The following is a 17824-nucleotide window of genomic DNA, read 5'->3' as shown; positions in this document are numbered from 1 at the left end:
TAATCGATTTATCTTGCAGCAGAAAGAAGGAAACAGATTGAAACCAAGAACAGTAAAAAAAAGATTTCTCGGTGTGATGGGATTATTTCTCCTGTCTGCACTGACTCCGGCGCTGATTCCGTTTGCCGTTGACAAAAACGGCGATCTTACACAGATCGGATATGCGGCGGGGGCATTGTTTTGGCTCGGTCTTCTGCTTGGAATCGTAGCATATTTGTTTTTGGCGAGAAAGGCGAAGCCTCTGACAGAACAGGCAGGAAAACGGAAACTTCCGTCAGTGATCTGCTTTTTCAGTAATACGCCTGCGATTGCGGCAGACGCAGTTATGATCGTGTCGATCGCAGCGACAATCTATTGTGCGCTTCATATCGAAGTGAATGATTTTCTGGCAATTACGGCGCTGGTATTTGCGCTTGCAGGGGTTTATGCACATTTTCTGTTTAACGGAAACGTGTATTTCTATATATGGAACAGCCGGAACAGACAGAGGAAGAGACAGACAAAAGAACGGCAAAACAAAGAAGAACAGGAAGGGATGAAAGCATGAAAAAGAAGCAAAAACTAAAAGAAAGGATATGTGCGCTCGTCCTTGCGCTGGCGATGGTACTGACTTGGGTACTGCCGGATGCAGGTATGACGGTTCAGGCGGCAGGCGGAACAGAAGTAGAGTACACTGTTTCCGTTACAGATGAAGACGGCGCGTTGGCAGACGTTTCAGTGTCGGCACAGACAGGTGATACTGCGGCTGTGACAGCGAAAACCGGACAAAATGGTAAAGCGACGCTGACTCTGACAAAAGATGCTGAGTATACCGTTACATTAGCAAAAGAAGGGTATGAAACTCACACGGCAAATGTAACGCCTACGGAACAAAATACTCAGATGAATCAGAAACTTAGATTTAAACCGTTTACGATCACAGCATCTGACAGTACAATAGCCGGACAGAATGTAACTTTGCAGATCGCAAATCCGGTTGCAGGAGTGAGTTATCAGTGGACGGCAAACGGTGCATCAGCTGCGCCGACAAGCGGAACAGGCACATCATTTAATATCACATGTGCGGCAGCGGGAACGGTAAATGTGACAGCGGCAGCAAAAGGACAGACGGCATCAAAAAGTATTATTGTTAATAAGAAAACGATAAATACATCTGATATTTCGATCAGTTTAGATCCTGATCAGGGCGCTGTAAATAAAATCAGCGTAACTGTTGCAGGTTTTCCGGCTGATGCGGAAGGTCAGGTGACATTACAGTATTCTTATCAGGGAAGCACATATACGAAAACTGCGTCTAAAACAAAAGATATAACGTCTGTAGTAATTGTTCTGAATGCAGAGCAGGATGTATTTTTCGGAAAATTAAATTGTACGGTAAGTTATGCAAACGATGCATTATACAATGATTTTTCGGGAGTGAATAAAGATGCTGTTTACAGAAAAACGCATGAGTTGACTTCTGAACAGAAAATCGAGCTCGATACAGACAATGACGGCAAGAAAGAAGAAGTTTATGGACAGGAAATCACATACGGTGAGTGCATTGATAAGACTGTCGAATTGAAGGCGGAAGATGTCAAAGACAGAGTAGTTACATATAGTTTTGATGAAAATGACACAGAAAGCCAAAATATTGTTACGATCAGTGAAGACGGCAAGATTTCCTTAAAGGAAGACGGACATTCGGGAACAGCGAAAGTGATCGTAAAAGCAGCAGAAACTGATGATTATGCGGCAGCACAAATGGAGTATTACATCGTTGCGAAACCGAAAGCAATCACTGTAGATGTAAGCAAAAACCTGACAGTGAAAGATGCGTCTAAGGTGTATGACGGATCAGCGGATATTACAGTCGGGGCAGTCGTTGACGGAACACTTCTCGTAAACGGAGACGATGGAACGAATGCTGAAAAAGATGTTTTGGAAATCGAAGGTGTGAAAGGAACACTTTGGAATACGACAGAAGATGACGCTGATCCATCTACTGTAAGTAATGAAGTTAAAATAACAGCGGATTCTTTCAAAGAAGCAGAATTGTCATCGAAATGGTATGAGATTACTTATAAAGGTGAAAATGTTTTTGAAGGGAAAACAACTGTTACGAGAAGAACATTGTATTTTGGGACAAGTGATATTGCAGATTGTAATTATGAATTAGATATGTTTAATGAAATTCAATCTGCACAAGCGAAAGTAGTTACTCTTAATAAAGATGCAGACGTAAAAGACAATGGATTTGTGTCAGGAGAAAATGCGGAGAATACAGGAATTGAAATTCCGCATGTAACAGTTGAACTTAATAAGGTAACTTATGACGAGGTCGATGGAAAAATTCTTATTGCAGTAACAGAAGAAAATGCACCATATAAAGATGCGATTGTTCCGAATATAACAACGGAAAATGCGGGATTAAACTACAGATATGAAGTAATCCCAGCAGGAAATGCAATGTACCCCGATAACATCGGAGATCTGACGGTAAAACAACAGTCTAAAGTTGAAAAAGATATTTTAGATGCGCTGGAGATAACAGCAGTATTACCAAACGGTGAGCCTACACCGGCGTCAGATCGTCTGTATTATCAGGCTGGAGCAGACGAGCTTTGGACAAACGGAAGTGAGGTCGGAACAAAGCTGATCTTCAAAATAAAAGAAAGCTCTGAGATGTCTAAGTTATATGATCAGGTAAAAGTCTATGTGAAGAGCACGGATTTAATAGGAAAAGACGGCTCTGACGGAGTTACATTTAAAGAAGACACAGATAAAAATATTAATGTAAAAATAAACCTCAAGAAAGCATCTCGTCCGTGGACAAAGACAGAGAAAATTGATTTTACAGTTCATGTTGACTCGACAGATCCGAGATTTACGTTTGGTCAATGGGGAGAGACAAAGGTTGCAAGCGATACTTTAAGACAGGTTATTTCTTTCAATCAGTATAAAAAGAGCTATTATTCATTTGAAAATGTCAGCGCAAGCGATGTTCCTCAGGCTGTACTTGCAAGTGAAAATGCATACAGTGGTGTGAAGGCAAGCGCTTATTATGTATGGAAGCTTGACGGACCGCAGGCTTCAGACGTAGGGTTTGATGAAGTAAATGCAAAAATTGAAGCAATCACATTAGATCAGTGGGTTTCACTTGGAGAAGAGGAAAAAAGTATTCCGGTAATCAAAGCGGAAAGCGGAGAGCTGAAGAATCTTCAGGGCGAGTATATCGTTCTTGCGAAAGTATCAGATAATGTAGGACATACATGCGTATATGCATCAAATGGAGTGATCGTTGATGTAGAAGAGCCGTCGATTTCAATTACAGGAGTAGACAGTTCCCAATATTATAATGCAGACGTTCCGTTTACTGTTGATGTAGAAGATGGAAAGATCTTAAATGAAGAAACAGGAAAAGAGGATACTGTAACAACATCAAGTATCGAAAGAGTAACGGTTCAGACATATTGCGAAGGTAAAGAGACTTACAAAGAAGAGTATCCGGTAGAAAATGAAAACGCGGATGATAAAAAATCAGGTTACACATTAGAGCAGATCAAAAAGATGGCTCATAAGACGATCAGTGAGAAGGTGAAAGCTTCCAATAATAATAGCAATGATGTGTTGATCAAGGTGACAGCGCAGGATCGTGCAGGAAACAAGTTCGCAGCGAGCCAGGCTGTGAAAATTGATACAACAGTTCCGGAAATCACAGTTTCATATAATAACAATGATGTGAAAAATGACAAGTATTTTTCTGCCGGCCGAGTGATGACGATTGAATATAAGGAGAGGAACTTTGACGAGAACAAGGCAACGTTCAATTTGAAAGTCGGAGATCAGACGATGGAAGGCGTGACTCTTACTGAGCTGATCAATACAGGTGAAAGCAGATATGGAATCAAATGTGAGTTCGAATCAGACAGTGAGGAAGATACGGAAGATACAAAAAGAACAGATGGAAGAATTGTAACATATAAGCTGACATTCTCTAAAGATAACGATTATAAAGTCGTACCGTCATATAAAGATAAAGCAGACAATGAGAATGCAGAAGTGAAATATGAAGAAGGAACAAAAGCCGGACAGGAATTTACGATTGATAAGACAGAGCCGGAAATTTCCGTGAAGTATTATATCAACGGAAGCGAAACTTCTGTATCCGCAGAGGAAGCGAACAGACTGTATACACAGGAAAATGTGAAAGCAGTTGTCAGCATCAAAGAACATAATTTCATAATAAGAGACAAATTCTCAAACGATCCGAAGCAGATGACGTTTACCGTGACGGCGACGGAAGAACTCGAAGGTGAAGCAGTAGATACAGAAGCTTACGTAACTGATGCAAATAATCAAGGTGATAAGAAATGGCAACCGGCAGGAGTCGATATATATGAGAAGGAATTTGAATTTACGAAAGATGCAAATTATTCTCTTGCAATCGAATATAAGGATCTTGCAGGAAACAACGTGACATATGCGCCGCATTTCTTTACAGTAGACGATACAGTACCGGAAGGAAAAGTTGCTTATACGACAAACAGCGGCGAAGAGACATGGTGGAATAAATTCTTTGATTTAATTACATTTAACAGATTCAGTAATAAAGATGTTCCGGTATCTTTTGAAAGCAAGGATACGACGGCAGGAGTAGCTACACAGGAATATTATAAAGCTTACGAGCCGATGTCAAAAGATGAGGTTAAAGGACTTTCAGATGACGAATGGACAGCAGGAGACGGATTTACTGTTGAACCGGACGAGCAGTTTGTTCCGTATTTGAAAGTAACAGATAAGGCCGGCAACGTAGATTATTTTAGTTCTGAATTTGCAGTTGTGGCAGATCAGACGAAACCGGAGATTGAGATTACAAACTTAAGCACGCCGAGAAACGGAATATTCAAAGGTGATGTAAAACTCCATATCGAAGTGACAGATCCTGAAAACAACAAGACATATTCAGGTCTTGAAGAAGTATGGTATGACGTAAAGGCATCAGGAAACGTAGTAAAAGAAGTTCGTTATCCATCACTTGTAGATAACAGCGCAAATCCGGTCAAAGGCAATCAGAGTTGGAGCGGGGATATTACGATTCCGGCAGCAGAGTATAATAGTAATGATGTGAAAGTTCAGGTTCATGCCCGTGATTTCTCGGGAAATGTATACGATAGTGAAATCGTTCCTCTTAAAATCGACATCACTCACCCGACAATCGCCGTAACGTACGACTTGAACACACCTCTCAACGAGAGATACTACAAAGACGTAAGAACGGCAACGGTTGTTGTGATAGAGAGAAACTTTGACGAGTCCGCAGTTCGTTTCAACATCACGAATACAGACGGCACACAGCCGGCGATCAGCGGATGGACACACAGTGCGAACGCAGGAGTATCTGACGATGCGACACATACATGTCAGGTAACGTTTGCGGCAGACGGAGATTACACATTTACACTTGAGACGACAGACCTTGCAGGAAATGCATCAAGCTACAACCGTGTAGACGACTTTACGATCGACCGGACAGTTCCGACGATCCAAGTATCTTACGACAACAACAGCGCGGCTACGCCGGGATATTTCAATGCGAACAGAACGGCAACAGTTACAGTCAACGAGCATAACTTTAACGCAGCGGAAGTCAACGCGCAGATCACGGCAGCTTTGCAGGGAAGCGGCGTGGCAGCTCCGGGACTTGGCGGATGGAGCACAAACGGAGACGTGCATACAGCAAGCGTAACATTCTCTGCAGACGCAGATTATACATTTGATGTTGATTACACAGACCTTGCAGGAAATGCAGCGGCAGATTACACACAGGATAAATTTACGGTAGATAAGACAGATCCTGAAGTTGAGTTCTTCGATATCGAAGATAAATCGGCAAATAACGGAACAGTTGCTCCTGGCGTGAAATACAGTGATGTAAACTACATGGAAAGCGGCGTTGATATTACGATCAAAGGCGCGAAACATGACAAGACAGAATTAAGCGGAAACCGTACAAATATCGCAAACGGCGAGAGCATCAAGATGGAAGATTTCAAACATGATGAAGAGACGGATGACGTTTACACGATGACGGCGGTTATTAAAGACAAAGCCGGAAATGAAACGGAAAAAGAGGTTATGTTCTCAGTCAACCGTTTCGGATCAAACTATATTTTCTCTGAGACAACAGAGAAGTTCCTTGATGATGTATATGCGAACAAACCGAAAGACCTTGTTGTTACAGAGGTGAACGTAGATTCACTTGTGTTCAACGGTATCTCTTACGGATTGGACGGAACGAAGAAAGAACTGAAGCCGGGCAGCGATTATACAGTAAAACAAAGCGGCGGCGAAGGTTCATGGAAAGAATATACATACACGATCAAAAAAGAAAACTTTGAAAAAGAAGGTCGCTACAGTGTTACGATCGACTCGGAAGACAAGGCGACAAATAAGATGAACAACAAAGTAAAAGAGTGCAATATCGATTTCGTAATCGATAAGACGCCTCCGACAGTTGTTATCACAGGTATCGAGGAGTCAAGCTATCGTGCAGACGAGAGAGAAATGACGATCAACCTGTCAGACAATACGGCAGTTAAGAGCGTGGATGTAATCATCGACGGAAGATCAGTTGCAACTTATGCACAGAAAGAGATTGAAAAGGCAGGCGGAAAGATCAGTTACATGATCGAAGGTGCATCAGAACCGCAGAAGATCGAAGCAGCAGCGCTTGATATGGCAGGAAATGAAACGACTTCGGAAATGCACAAAGTGCTTGTTACATCAAGTGTATGGATTCAGTATATCAACAATACACCGCTTCTTATCGGATCGATCCTCGGAATCGTTCTCGTAGCAGGCGGACTGATCTGGTTCTTTGTGATCAGAAAAAAGAAAGAAGAAAGCAAATAAAAAGTCTGAAGCTGATAAAAATACGGCAGAAATAAGAAAAGGCTGAAAAGGAGGCGGCTGTCTGAACAAACGGATTCGGACAGCCGCCTTTCGTCTTTATGAGGAAAGAAATTATGTTGCAAAGCGGAGATATTATAAGCGGAATGTATCAGGTGATACGAGAGATCGGAACAGGCGGCATGGGAGTGATCTATATCGGGTATCATCTTCATCTTCAAAAACAGATCGTAATAAAGAAAATAAAAGAAACGTGCGTGGACCGTGTAAATGTAAGAGGCGAAGCCGATATCTTAAAGCAGCTTAGACATACATATCTGCCGCAGGTTTACGATTTCTTGGAAGTAGGAAACGACGTATATACGGTGATGGATTATATACCAGGGGAAAATCTGCAGTATTATATCGACCATAATTATACATTTCCGGAAGAGACGATTCTGTTGTGGATGCGTGAGTTATGTGAGGTTTTGGATTATCTTCATACGAGAAAGCCACGAATCCTTCACAGCGACATTAAGCCGGCAAATATTATGGTGACGCCGGAAGGAGACATTTGCCTTATTGATTTTAATATCTCACTGGACGGATCGGTAACGCAGGAAGTTCAGGGACTGAGCAGACGGTATGCATCTCCGGAACAATTCCGATGTGCGATGGACAAAATGTACGGCAGGAAAAGCAGTGAAACACTGGATGAGAGAATGGACATTTACAGTCTGGGAGCGGTCTTTTACCGGATGATGAGCGGGTATTTGCCTGATGCTCAAAACGGTGTTCCGTATGCGCTGTCACAGATTGATATTCCGTATGCGGACGGTTTAAAACGGATCGTCGATAAAGCGATGGAACGGGACGTTTCAAGAAAATTTCGGACGGCAAAACAGATGGAAGAAGCTCTTTTGCATATGGAAAAATACGATCCGAAGTACCGCCGTCTGACGAACTTTCAGATATTGACCGCAACTGCATGGGGATTTTGTATTCTGGCAGGAATCTTTCTTATTGCGTCAGGAGTGCGTCAGCGGGGGAAAGAGCTGTGGCAGCAGGAATATCAAGAGTTTTACGCCGTTGTGGGATCAGGGGATTCCGAAAATATAATAAGGGAAGGCACAGAACTTCTGAACAATTCTTCTTTGCAAGGTTATATGAAAAGGAATAAGGAGCAGAAGGCGGAGGTACTTCACGCTGTAGGGGACGGATATTTCTATAGTGAACAATACGACACGGCGGGAAAGTATTATGAGGAAGCTTTGTCGTGCGACAGCGGGAATTCTTTATATGTGAGAGATTATATGACTGCAATGGCAAGAAACGGAAGTCCGGTTGACATATGGACGATACAAAGTGAATATCCGGAAGCGGCGATCGATGAGGCAGCTACTGTATTTGTTCAGGCGCAGTCAATGTATGCAAAAGGCGATCAAAAGAGCGCGGTTTCTTTATGCGAAGAAGCGCTTGGAAAAAGTATGGATGCAGAGTTGAATGCACAAATTTATCTGCTGGAAGCAGAATTATATCTTGAGCAGGGGGATATAAACTCTGCGGCAGATGCGGCGGCACAAGCAGTGAAACTAGATGAAAGCAGCAATGTTCTTAGAAAAGCGGCAGTGACGGCATATCAGGCAGGAAACGAAGAGAGGATAGGAACGGTCAAAAATCAGTGGTACAGGCAGGCTCTTGCATATTATGAGATGCTCTGTCAAAAAAACGATCCGTCATATGAGGATCGTTTGGGAAGGGCGCTTCTTCTTCGAGTTCTCGGAAAATATAGAGACAGTACGGATGTGCTGGAAGAGATGAAAATAGATTATCCGAAAGACTATAAAGTTCAGATGTGGATCTGTTACAACTATTTGGACGAGGCGTCGGAAGAAGGAACGTATTCAAATGTGTCAGGCGATCTGAAATTTACTTATCATTCTTGCAGAAATTTATATGAGAACAGAGCAGATCGATCGGAAGAAGATCCTGATATGGAAATGCTGGAAGAGACAATGAAAGAACTTGAATAATCGGAAGTGAGATGTGAAGCAGCACGAAGATTGAAGATAGAAAATAAAAGACAGAATCAGGATGCAGACAAGAAGAGAGTGCGAAACGGAGGGAATGAAGATGAGCGGGATCATGATATGTGTGACAGGCGTTGTAGTGATCGTGGCCGCGTCGTTGGCAGCAGGAAGCGTATTATATTTGCTTCAAAGAAAAAAGGAGAAGCTAAAAAGTGAACAAATCAACTTGTAAATAGCGGAAAAGATAACGAGTAAATGATAGATAAACGGACGTGAAAAATAAAATAGGGGCGTTTACGAAACGTCTCGGTAAAACAAGAAAGAGAGGAGAAGGAGCAGTGGGAGAAAAAGGAAAAAAGAAAAGCCGGATTCTGCTGATCGTCTGCGGTCTGCTTCTTTTGGCAGGGGCGATTATCGGGATCGTGATGTTTCGGATGCAGGCAGGAGCGAGCGCGTATAACGAATCAATAAAAACAGCGGAAAAATATGCGGACAGCGGAGAGTATGAACTGGCGGTGCTTACATATGAAAATGCGATCAAAGACCGACCGAAAGAAGAAGAAGGATATCTCGGACTGGCAGATGTGTATTTGAAGAGAGGGGAAAGCTCCGCTGCAAAAGTTTTGCTTCAGCGAGGCTACATGCATACGAATTCTTCAAAGATCCAGTATATGTTAAGCGGGATTAAGGACGGTTCGCTTTTGGCGGAATTTGACGATTCAGAAACAAAGAAAGAGACAATGCAGTCATTTGGCGTTTTTTCTTTTAATACTGCATTTCTTCAGAAGCTGGAAAATTATGACTATACGGACTACTGCGATCAGTTCGGCTCATATCCGCAGATCGTAAAGACCGGAAAGGGAGAAGTAGAAGTCGTACATAAAGATCTGGCGGGAACATGCTGTTATTCAAACACGAAAGAGCATGACGATATTGTAAATGTAAAGACAGACAAACCGGCGAAGGACGGAATGCCGGAAATCGTGCGTTTAGATTCGATTTCGCAGTTGTTCAGAAATTTCCCGGGAAAGGCAAGCCTTGCAGAACTGAACGCAATCTCCAGTTCCAAAGTAGCGCCGATCACAGACGAGGAACGAGTTTATGTGGAACTCTCTACAGGAAGCCTCCTGATCCGTGTTGAGACGGATGCGTCGGGAAACATTATTTCCGATAAAGCGTGGAATGAAATTATTTTGAAAGAGGCAAACGAAAACCGCTCGGAAAACGGAACGCTGAACGGCGTTGTGATCGATGCTATGACAGGAGAAGGCGTTCCGGCGGCGAAGCTTGAATTTAAAGCGAAAGAAAACGCTGAAAATTCTACTCATGTTACGTCGGGAAAAGACGGATCGTTCTCGATCGAACTGGCGGCAGACGTGTACGAAGTGACGATCAGCGCGGACGGGTATGTGGATGAAACGTTCGAGTTTGAGATGGAGAAAGATAAAAATTACAGCGGAGAGCAGTTTACGATTTCACCGGAGCTGGCGGCGGGCAGCGCGCGTATCGTATTGGAATGGAACGCACAGCATCAGGATCTCGACTCGTATCTGTGGGGAAATACGGATAAAGGAGATGACTTGTACGTGAACTTCAGGAAACGGACATGCGAAGGAAGAGACGGGCTTCTGGCAGAACTTGATGTGGATGACACAAACGGATACGGACCGGAGACGATCACGCTGAACGACCTGAACGGCGTTTATACATACTCTGTCGTTGACTACAGAACGACGGGAACTTTGCAGCAGTACGGCGCAACGGTGAAAGTATATCTTCCGGGCAAGAGCGCTCCGACAGTGATCACACTTGACCCGAATGCAGGCGTTGAAAATGTATGGGAAGTATTTGAGCTTGACCACGGAGAACTGAAAATACTGAACCGCGCTCCGGCGGAGGAAAATTTGCGTCCGGGTTCAAAATAAACCAGACGAAGATGAGAGCAGGAAGATGAGAGCAGGAAAATGAGAGATGGAATGATTACGGAAGAACAGTGTGGAGAGAACTTTGCTTATATTTTAGAAGATAAGACAGATTTTTTGATAACAGAATATAAAATGATGCACGGTCAAGAAGCAGATTTTCTATTGAAGTGTGTGAAGATGCTGTATAACGGCAAGACAGAACTGTATTACGATACGAAATCCTGTCTGCCGCTTGCGATCCAGTCAGGGGCGGAAGATACAGAAGGGATGCTTTCTGTTTTGGGAAATATTCTGCATGAAGTCAGAAGGGTGACAGAAAACGGATTTCTTTCGCTTTTGAAACTGGATATTTCGGCAGATAAGATATGGGTCGATCCTGCAACGCGAAAAATCAGGTTCGTATATCTTCCTGTGGCGGAGAGACTTCATAAAGATGTAGTGGAATTTGAGGAGCATCTAAGGGGAGAACTGAAGAAAACTGTAGAAAAACGTTCGGATAAAGACGATAAGAGGTTTGCGGATTTCTTTCAGATCATCGGACGTCCCGGTTACAGCAGTGAAGATTCGGATGTGGAAAAGTGCGGATCAGTAGATGAAACAAGTACACCTTATAGTTTGAATAGAAATGAAAAAGTTTCTTCACAGAGAGGAGATCAGACTTGTACACTTGTGTCGCTGACAGCAGGCAGTCCGATCCGTCTGACTGTAACGAAACAAGAGTATGTGATCGGAAAGAGTACGGAGCAAGCGGACGGCGTTGCCGGATTCAGCAAGATGATCAGCAGAAGGCACTGTAAGATCGTAAAAAGGGGATCCGGGTATGCGGTTGTAGATCTGAATAGTTCAAACGGAACATACTTGAATGGGATGCAGCTTTTTCCGGGCAGAGAATATCCGGTGAAAAACGGAGATATTATACGAATGGCGATCAGCGATTTCCAGATCGTGATGGAATAGAGGTGACAGAGAAATATGGCAAGACCGAGAGTGATTGTGGCGGATACAGATGAAAGCTATGTAATTCCGCTACAAAAGAAATTTGCAGAGCTGTTCGCGGATAAGATCGACTTGGAGATCATTACGGATAAAGATTATTTTAATCAGTTATTTTCACTTTCGCAGCATGCGGACATTCTGCTTGTGTCGGATACGCTTTATAACAGCGGGCTGAAAAAACATGATATCCGGCATTTGATGATATTGTCGGAACATTACGAACCCGGACAGACGGACGAACTCGACATTTGCCGCTTGTTTAAATATACAAGTGTGCGGGAGATTTTTAATGAAATTACAGGCAGATGCAAGGATACGCTTTATGCCGAACAGGATGCCGGAAAAGAAACAAAGATCATATTGATCACCTCGGCGTCAGGCGGAGTCGGGAAAACGAGTGTTGCATTCGGCTTGTGTCGTTGTCTGGAACGTAATTATAAGAAAACACTGTATGTGAATGCGGATCGGCTTCAGTCGTTTCAGTGGATGCTGGAAAACGGCGAGCCGATCAGAGATGCTTCGGTTTATGCGGGTCTGTCGGGGAATCTTGGCAATGTTTATCGGATCGTACGGCATGTCATACGAAAGGAAGGTTTCAGTTATCTTCCGCCGTTTAAAGCGGCGCTTATGTCGTTGGGTATCCCATACCGCGTGTTTGCACTATTAGCAGAAGCAGCCCGCAAAGAGCAGGAATACGATTACATCGTTATCGATGCAGACAGTGTGTTTGACGAGGAAAAAGCGGCTCTTATGCAGCTTGCGGATAAAATATTGATCGTGACAAAACAGACGGAATATGCGGTGAAGGCAACGAATGAGCTGATCCAAAATGTAAATCGGAACAATAGTGATAAATATATATTTCTTTGTAATGATTTTAAGAAAGAGGAAGAAAATGCATTGCTGCTTCCGACAGCGGCGCATCGATTTACGGTGAGCGAATATATCGAACATCTTCCGGCGTATGAAATGAAAGGATCGGGACTGCCTGTCCAGACGCCGGGATTGCAGAAAGCGGCATTTTTGATCATGTAAAAAGAAAAATCAATACAAAGACGATATGAGTGCAGGTGGTGAGAGAAGATGGAAACGGCGATTATTATTTTTCATATTCATAAGGAACATCGGACGGTAGATTTAGAAGTTCCGCTGGATCTGACGGCAAAAGAACTGGCGGCGGCGCTTAACGAGGCGTATGGTCTGGGCGTCGATCTGTCAGATATAAATAATTGTTATCTAAAGGCGCAGAATCCGATCATGCTGCTCAAAGGCAACAGAACGTTAAAAGAATTCGGAGTAAGAAACGGAACGATCATAAGCATGGCAGAGTAAGGCGCAAAAGAGAAGAATCTTATCAGATAAGTCTGCCGGCGGCAAAGGCAGCGGCAGATAAGGAGCGGGAAACGGCAGAGGAAAGATATGGAGAACAGATATAAGATTATACTTTCGGGAAATCAGATTTATAAAGAAGCAGAACTTCCGGCTGATATGGAACGGGTTACGGTAGGAACGGGAATCGACTGTACGGTGCGTTTGAGAAGAGATCTGTTTTTTGAATCGATACAGATTGAATTTGTGAAAGAAAGCGGTGGATGGAGAGCGACATGTTCGGACAACATTTATTTTACGGAAGGCGATATCCGAAAATATATGACGCGGAAAGTGATCCACGGAGATACTTTGGAAGTCAGGTATCAGGAATCAGAAGGACTTGTATTTAGAATTGATTTTCAGATCGATTTTGACAGCGGATCGCATCGCTGTGAGCGGATGATCAATTTGGACAGGTATCAGACGATTTCAATCGGAAACAACTCAGCATATGAAATTGCACTATCAGGCGTTTATGCAAAGAGAGAATTTGTCCGGCTGACGCGGGGACAAGGCGGCTGGACGCTTGAAGTTATGAACAGTGAGTACGGAGTATATCACAACGGGAAGAAGACAGAACAAAAAGAATGGATCAAAGACGGGGATTTCTTTTCCGTTGCAGATTATTACTTTTTCTTAAAAGGGAACGCACTGTGGGCGGAGATCAGAAGCGATCTGACAGTGAACGGACTTGGTTTCGGGGATTATCCGGAAAGAAACGGGTATCCGAGATTTTCGAGAAATACACGGCTGAAAACGGTGATATGTGAGGACAAGATCGAGATTTTAGATCCGCCTTCAAAGCCGCAGAAACCGAAAAGTAATTTATTTATGAAATTATTTCCGTCCTTCGGAATGCTGATCGCGGCAGGCGCGATGGCGTTCATGGGAGGAACGATGATTATTTTTTCTCTTATATCATGTACGATCGCGATCATAACAGCGGTAGTCGGTGTGATGGAGGGAAAGAAAGAGTTTCGGGAAAAGACGGCGAACCGGATCGAAGTATATCAGAAATATATTGCGTCAAAACGTCAGGAAATCGAAGAGTGCAGAAATAGAGAATGGACAGAACGTAATGAAATCTATATTCCGGCAGAGCAGGAGATTCAGCAGGTGGAAACATTTTCTCCGGATCTGTTTGACCGGACGCCGCAGGATGAAGATTTTCTTTGTGTCCGTCTCGGAAGCGGTCCGATCGAGTCTGCCCGTCAGGTAAATTACAAGAAACAGGAGAAGCTGGAAATTGAAGACGATTTAAGTCTTCTTCCTGAGCAGACGGCGAGTTTTTATAAAGAACTTCAAAATGCGCCGGTCATATGTGATCTGAAAAATGTAAATGCAGTCGGCATTACAGGAGAAGAGGCAGATCGGTTTGAACTTTTGAAACTGATCGTTACAGATGTGGCGCTTCGTCATTTTGCGGCAGATGTAAAATTGTTTTTCGTGGCGGAAAAAGAACATGCCGGACGGATGCACTTGTTCCGTTTTCTTCCGGGAGCGTACTGCGTACAGACAGATACGAGAGGAATTGTAACAGACGATGAGAGCAAGACGCTTATTTTTGAGTATTTGTACAAAGAGCTGACAATGAGAGCACAGGAGAAGAGATAGTATCCGCATCTGCTCATCTTTTTCTATGACGAATACGGATATAAGAAGCATCCGATCTCACAGTTTACAGAAAAAGGAAAAGATCTGGGAGTCACTTTTTTGTTTTTCGGACAGACACGCGCGGACATTCCGGTAGGATGCGACTATGTCGTACAGTTGTCCGGCGGTTACAGAGGCGTTTTGATCAACGCAGCGGAGAAATCAAAGACAGTACCGTTTGTATCTTCTCAGATCAGCGACACTTTGGCAGTACGCATTGTCAGGACGTTAGCTCCGGTTTGTACGGATGAAGTTTCATTGGAAGGTGAACTGATAAAAAATATATCAATGTTTAAGATGCTGAATATTTTGTCTGTGGAAGATCTTGATCTCAAAGCAAGATGGTCTGCGTCTAAAGTTACGAAGTCAATGGCAGCTCCGGTCGGAGTCTCAAAGACAGGGATCGTTATGCTTGACCTTCATGACAAAGCTCATGGTCCGCACGGTCTTGTTGCGGGAACGACAGGATCTGGAAAATCAGAGATATTGCAGACGTATATCCTTTCGATGGCAACGCTCTATCATCCTTACGAAGCGGCGTTTGTCATCATTGACTTCAAGGGCGGAGGTATGGTGAATCAGTTCGCGCAGCTGCCCCATCTGCTTGGCGCGATCACAAATATTGATGGGAATGCCATCAATCGGTCGCTTAAGTCGATCAAAGCAGAATTGCAGAAGAGACAGAAATATTTCGCACAGGCGGACGTCAACCATATCGATAAATATATCCGAAAATATAAAGCGGGCGAAGTAAGCGAACCGCTTCCGCATCTGATCATCATTGTAGATGAATTTGCAGAGCTGAAAGCGGAACAGCCGGAATTTATGAAAGAGCTGATCTCGGCAGCGCGTATCGGAAGAAGTCTTGGAGTACATCTGATTCTGGCGACTCAAAAACCTGCAGGTCAGGTCAATGAACAGATATGGAGTAACTCCCGTTTTAAACTCTGTCTGAAAGTGCAGAGCAAAGAAGACAGTAACGAAGTGCTGAAATCTCCTCTTGCCGCAGAAATCAAAGAACCCGGACGAGCTTATCTGCAAGTAGGAAACAATGAGATATTTGAATTGTTCCAGCCGGCATACAGCGGAGTGCCGGAAAGAGAAGACGAAGGAACAGGAAAAGCATTTACGATATATGAAGTTCCGGACGGCGGGAAAAAAGTTCCGGTTTATGTAAAGAAAAAGAACAAAGGACAGGAAGGGATGAACAATCAGCTTGAGGCGATCGTTTCTTATGTGTCCGAATATTTCCGTTCGATTCAAATACCGCAGCTTCCCGATATCTGTCTGCCTCCGCTTAGAGAGTGTATCGAATTCCCGCCGGTATCAAAAGAGGCAGTACAAGAGCAGAAAAAAGAAGTCGGATTTTATGCGTGGATCGGCGTTTATGACGATCCCGATCACCAGAATCAGGATCAGTATGCAGTGAATTTAAGCGCGGCAAATATGATTATTATCGGTTCGGCGCAGACCGGAAAGACGACGATTCTGCAAAATGTGATCCGAAGTCTTTCGGAACAGTATACGCCGGATGAGGTGGCGATCTACATTATAGACTTTGCGTCTATGGTATTGAAAAACTTTGAGACGCTCAATCATGTAGGCGGCGTTGTCAGTTCCTCCGAAGATGAGAAACTGAAAAATCTGTTTAAAATGCTTTGGGAAGAGATGGAAACTCGAAAAGAGAAACTATTATCTGTCGGAGTAAGCTCATTTGTTGTGTACAAAGAGGCGGGGCGCACCGATATGAAGCAGATTGTTCTTATTATAGATAATCTTACTGCGCTGAAAGAATTGTATTTTCAAGATGATGACGAACTGCTGAATCTGTGTCGGGAAGGAATTACAGTCGGAATTTCTATTGTGATCGCGAATGCACAGACGGCAGGGATCGGATACAAATATTTGTCGTCTTTTTCTAACAGGATCGCGTTATTCTGCAATGACGGAAACGAATACTCTGCGATTTTTGAACATTGTAACAGGAGACTTGAGCATCTTCCGGGAAGATGTTTCGCAGAAGTGGATAAACAGATACTTGAATGTCAGGCGTATCTGCCGTTTGCAGGAGAAAAAGAATTTGAAAGAGCGGAAGCAATCCGCGGATATATCGAAAAACGAAACGGAGAATGTACTGAGGTGGCTCGGAAGATCCCGTTGATCCCGCCTGTTTTGAGCATGAATTATATGGCACAGCAGTTTGGAAATATGATGCGCGGACATTTCGACCTGGCGGCAGGATTAAATTACGAAGATGTGATGCCGTATATGCTTCGTATGTCTTCGATTGGTGTATTGGCGGTTGTCGGAAGAGAGGGCAGCGGACGCTATAACTGGATAAAATATGTGGCGGATATGCTGGAATTGATGTATCCGGGCAGATCAAAAGTTTATATTTCGGACGGAATCGGGAAGAAGCTTGCTTCCATGAAAGAAAAAAGAAATGTCGTTCGTTACAGCATGATCGCGGAAGATATCGTTTCTTATCTGAAAGAGATCGAAGAAGAACTGCAAAGCAGATATGAACTTCTTGCAAAAGGGATCGAAAGCGATCCGGCAGAAGCAGATTACATGCTTCTTATTATCGATAATCCTGATGCGATCGAGCAGATCAGCAATAGTAAAGAGGCGCTTGCATCGTATAAAAATATTATCGGACGCTACCGGAACATGAATGTAGGCGTGATTATATCGGCAATCGAAAATGCGCCGATCCCATACAGCGCGCCGGAGGTGATCAAAGGCATCCGGGACGGAAGACATCTGATGTATTTCGGAGATATTTCAGAATTGAAGATTTACGATATGCCGCTCGCCGTGACAAGAAAGTTCAAAAAACCGATCGAGACAGGCGACGGATATTACATAAAAGAAAATGAGTGTATTAAATTGAAGGCCCCGTTCATTGCGGGAGAGTAGGATATATATCCGGAAGACCGGTATATATAAATAAAAAATTTTATAGGAGGTAGCAAT

The 17824-nt window shown here is 43.4% G+C and carries 10 protein-coding genes; all 10 read left to right on the top strand.

What is annotated here, in order from left to right; all coding sequences use genetic code 11:
* Positions 1-37 precede the first annotated feature (37 nt).
* The 10 genes from ACH9UM_RS12870 to essC all read left to right on the top strand — a co-directional run bounded on the left by ACH9UM_RS12870 (position 38) and on the right by essC (position 17767).
* Positions 38-547, top strand: a complete 510-nt coding sequence (locus ACH9UM_RS12870; protein WP_227077101.1) for a hypothetical protein — start codon at positions 38-40, stop codon at positions 545-547.
* On the top strand, positions 544-6894 hold the full coding sequence (locus ACH9UM_RS12865; protein WP_238094833.1) for a hypothetical protein: 6351 nt from the start codon (positions 544-546) through the stop codon (positions 6892-6894). The genes ACH9UM_RS12870 and ACH9UM_RS12865 overlap by 4 nt, the downstream gene beginning before the upstream one ends.
* 113 nt (positions 6895-7007) lie before the next feature.
* Positions 7008-8906, top strand: coding sequence for a serine/threonine-protein kinase (locus tag ACH9UM_RS12860; RefSeq protein WP_238094834.1), 1899 nt, complete (start codon positions 7008-7010; stop codon positions 8904-8906).
* 100 nt (positions 8907-9006) lie between these two features.
* On the top strand, positions 9007-9135 hold the full coding sequence (locus ACH9UM_RS12855) for a hypothetical protein (protein WP_009242921.1): 129 nt from the start codon (positions 9007-9009) through the stop codon (positions 9133-9135).
* Between the two features lie 40 nt (positions 9136-9175).
* The gene (locus ACH9UM_RS12850) at positions 9176-10828 is read left to right on the top strand and encodes a carboxypeptidase regulatory-like domain-containing protein (RefSeq protein ID WP_009242920.1); all 1653 of its coding nucleotides are present in this window, start codon (positions 9176-9178) and stop codon (positions 10826-10828) included.
* A gap of 39 nt (positions 10829-10867) precedes the next feature.
* Positions 10868-11785 carry an FHA domain-containing protein gene (locus tag ACH9UM_RS12845; RefSeq protein WP_009242919.1) on the top strand — a complete coding sequence of 306 codons (918 nt, stop codon included), beginning with the start codon at positions 10868-10870 and terminating at the stop codon, positions 11783-11785.
* 15 nt (positions 11786-11800) lie between these two features.
* A complete protein-coding gene (locus tag ACH9UM_RS12840) occupies positions 11801-12859 on the top strand; it encodes an AAA family ATPase (protein ID WP_004848267.1) in 1059 nt (352 codons plus the stop codon).
* A 48-nt stretch (positions 12860-12907) separates the two neighbouring features.
* Positions 12908-13156 (top strand): EsaB/YukD family protein, encoded by a 249-nt coding sequence (locus ACH9UM_RS12835; RefSeq protein WP_004848269.1) that lies wholly within the window; start codon positions 12908-12910, stop codon positions 13154-13156.
* An 87-nt stretch (positions 13157-13243) separates the two neighbouring features.
* Positions 13244-14809, top strand: a complete 1566-nt coding sequence (locus ACH9UM_RS12830; protein WP_009242918.1) for an FHA domain-containing protein — start codon at positions 13244-13246, stop codon at positions 14807-14809.
* Positions 14810-14818: 9 nt separating this feature from the next.
* Positions 14819-17767: a type VII secretion protein EssC gene (essC, locus tag ACH9UM_RS12825; protein WP_400092455.1), complete on the top strand. Its 2949-nt coding sequence runs from the start codon at positions 14819-14821 to the stop codon at positions 17765-17767.
* Positions 17768-17824 lie beyond the last annotated feature (57 nt).

The organism is Mediterraneibacter torques (assembly GCF_044591705.1).
GTDB classification, from domain to species: domain Bacteria; phylum Bacillota; class Clostridia; order Lachnospirales; family Lachnospiraceae; genus Mediterraneibacter; species Mediterraneibacter torques.
The sequence above is the reverse complement of the archived record's forward strand: the minus strand, read 5'-3'. Positions and strand labels throughout refer to the sequence as shown.

Coding starts and splice junctions, on each gene's coding strand:
- ACH9UM_RS12830 (WP_009242918.1), top strand. CDS start 13,244: ATGGAGAACAGATATAAGATTATACTTTCGGGAAATCAGATTTATAAA.
- ACH9UM_RS12855 (WP_009242921.1), top strand. CDS start 9,007: ATGAGCGGGATCATGATATGTGTGACAGGCGTTGTAGTGATCGTGGCC.
- ACH9UM_RS12860 (WP_238094834.1), top strand. CDS start 7,008: ATGTTGCAAAGCGGAGATATTATAAGCGGAATGTATCAGGTGATACGA.
- ACH9UM_RS12835 (WP_004848269.1), top strand. CDS start 12,908: ATGGAAACGGCGATTATTATTTTTCATATTCATAAGGAACATCGGACG.
- ACH9UM_RS12840 (WP_004848267.1), top strand. CDS start 11,801: ATGGCAAGACCGAGAGTGATTGTGGCGGATACAGATGAAAGCTATGTA.
- ACH9UM_RS12845 (WP_009242919.1), top strand. CDS start 10,868: ATGAGAGATGGAATGATTACGGAAGAACAGTGTGGAGAGAACTTTGCT.
- ACH9UM_RS12865 (WP_238094833.1), top strand. CDS start 544: ATGAAAAAGAAGCAAAAACTAAAAGAAAGGATATGTGCGCTCGTCCTT.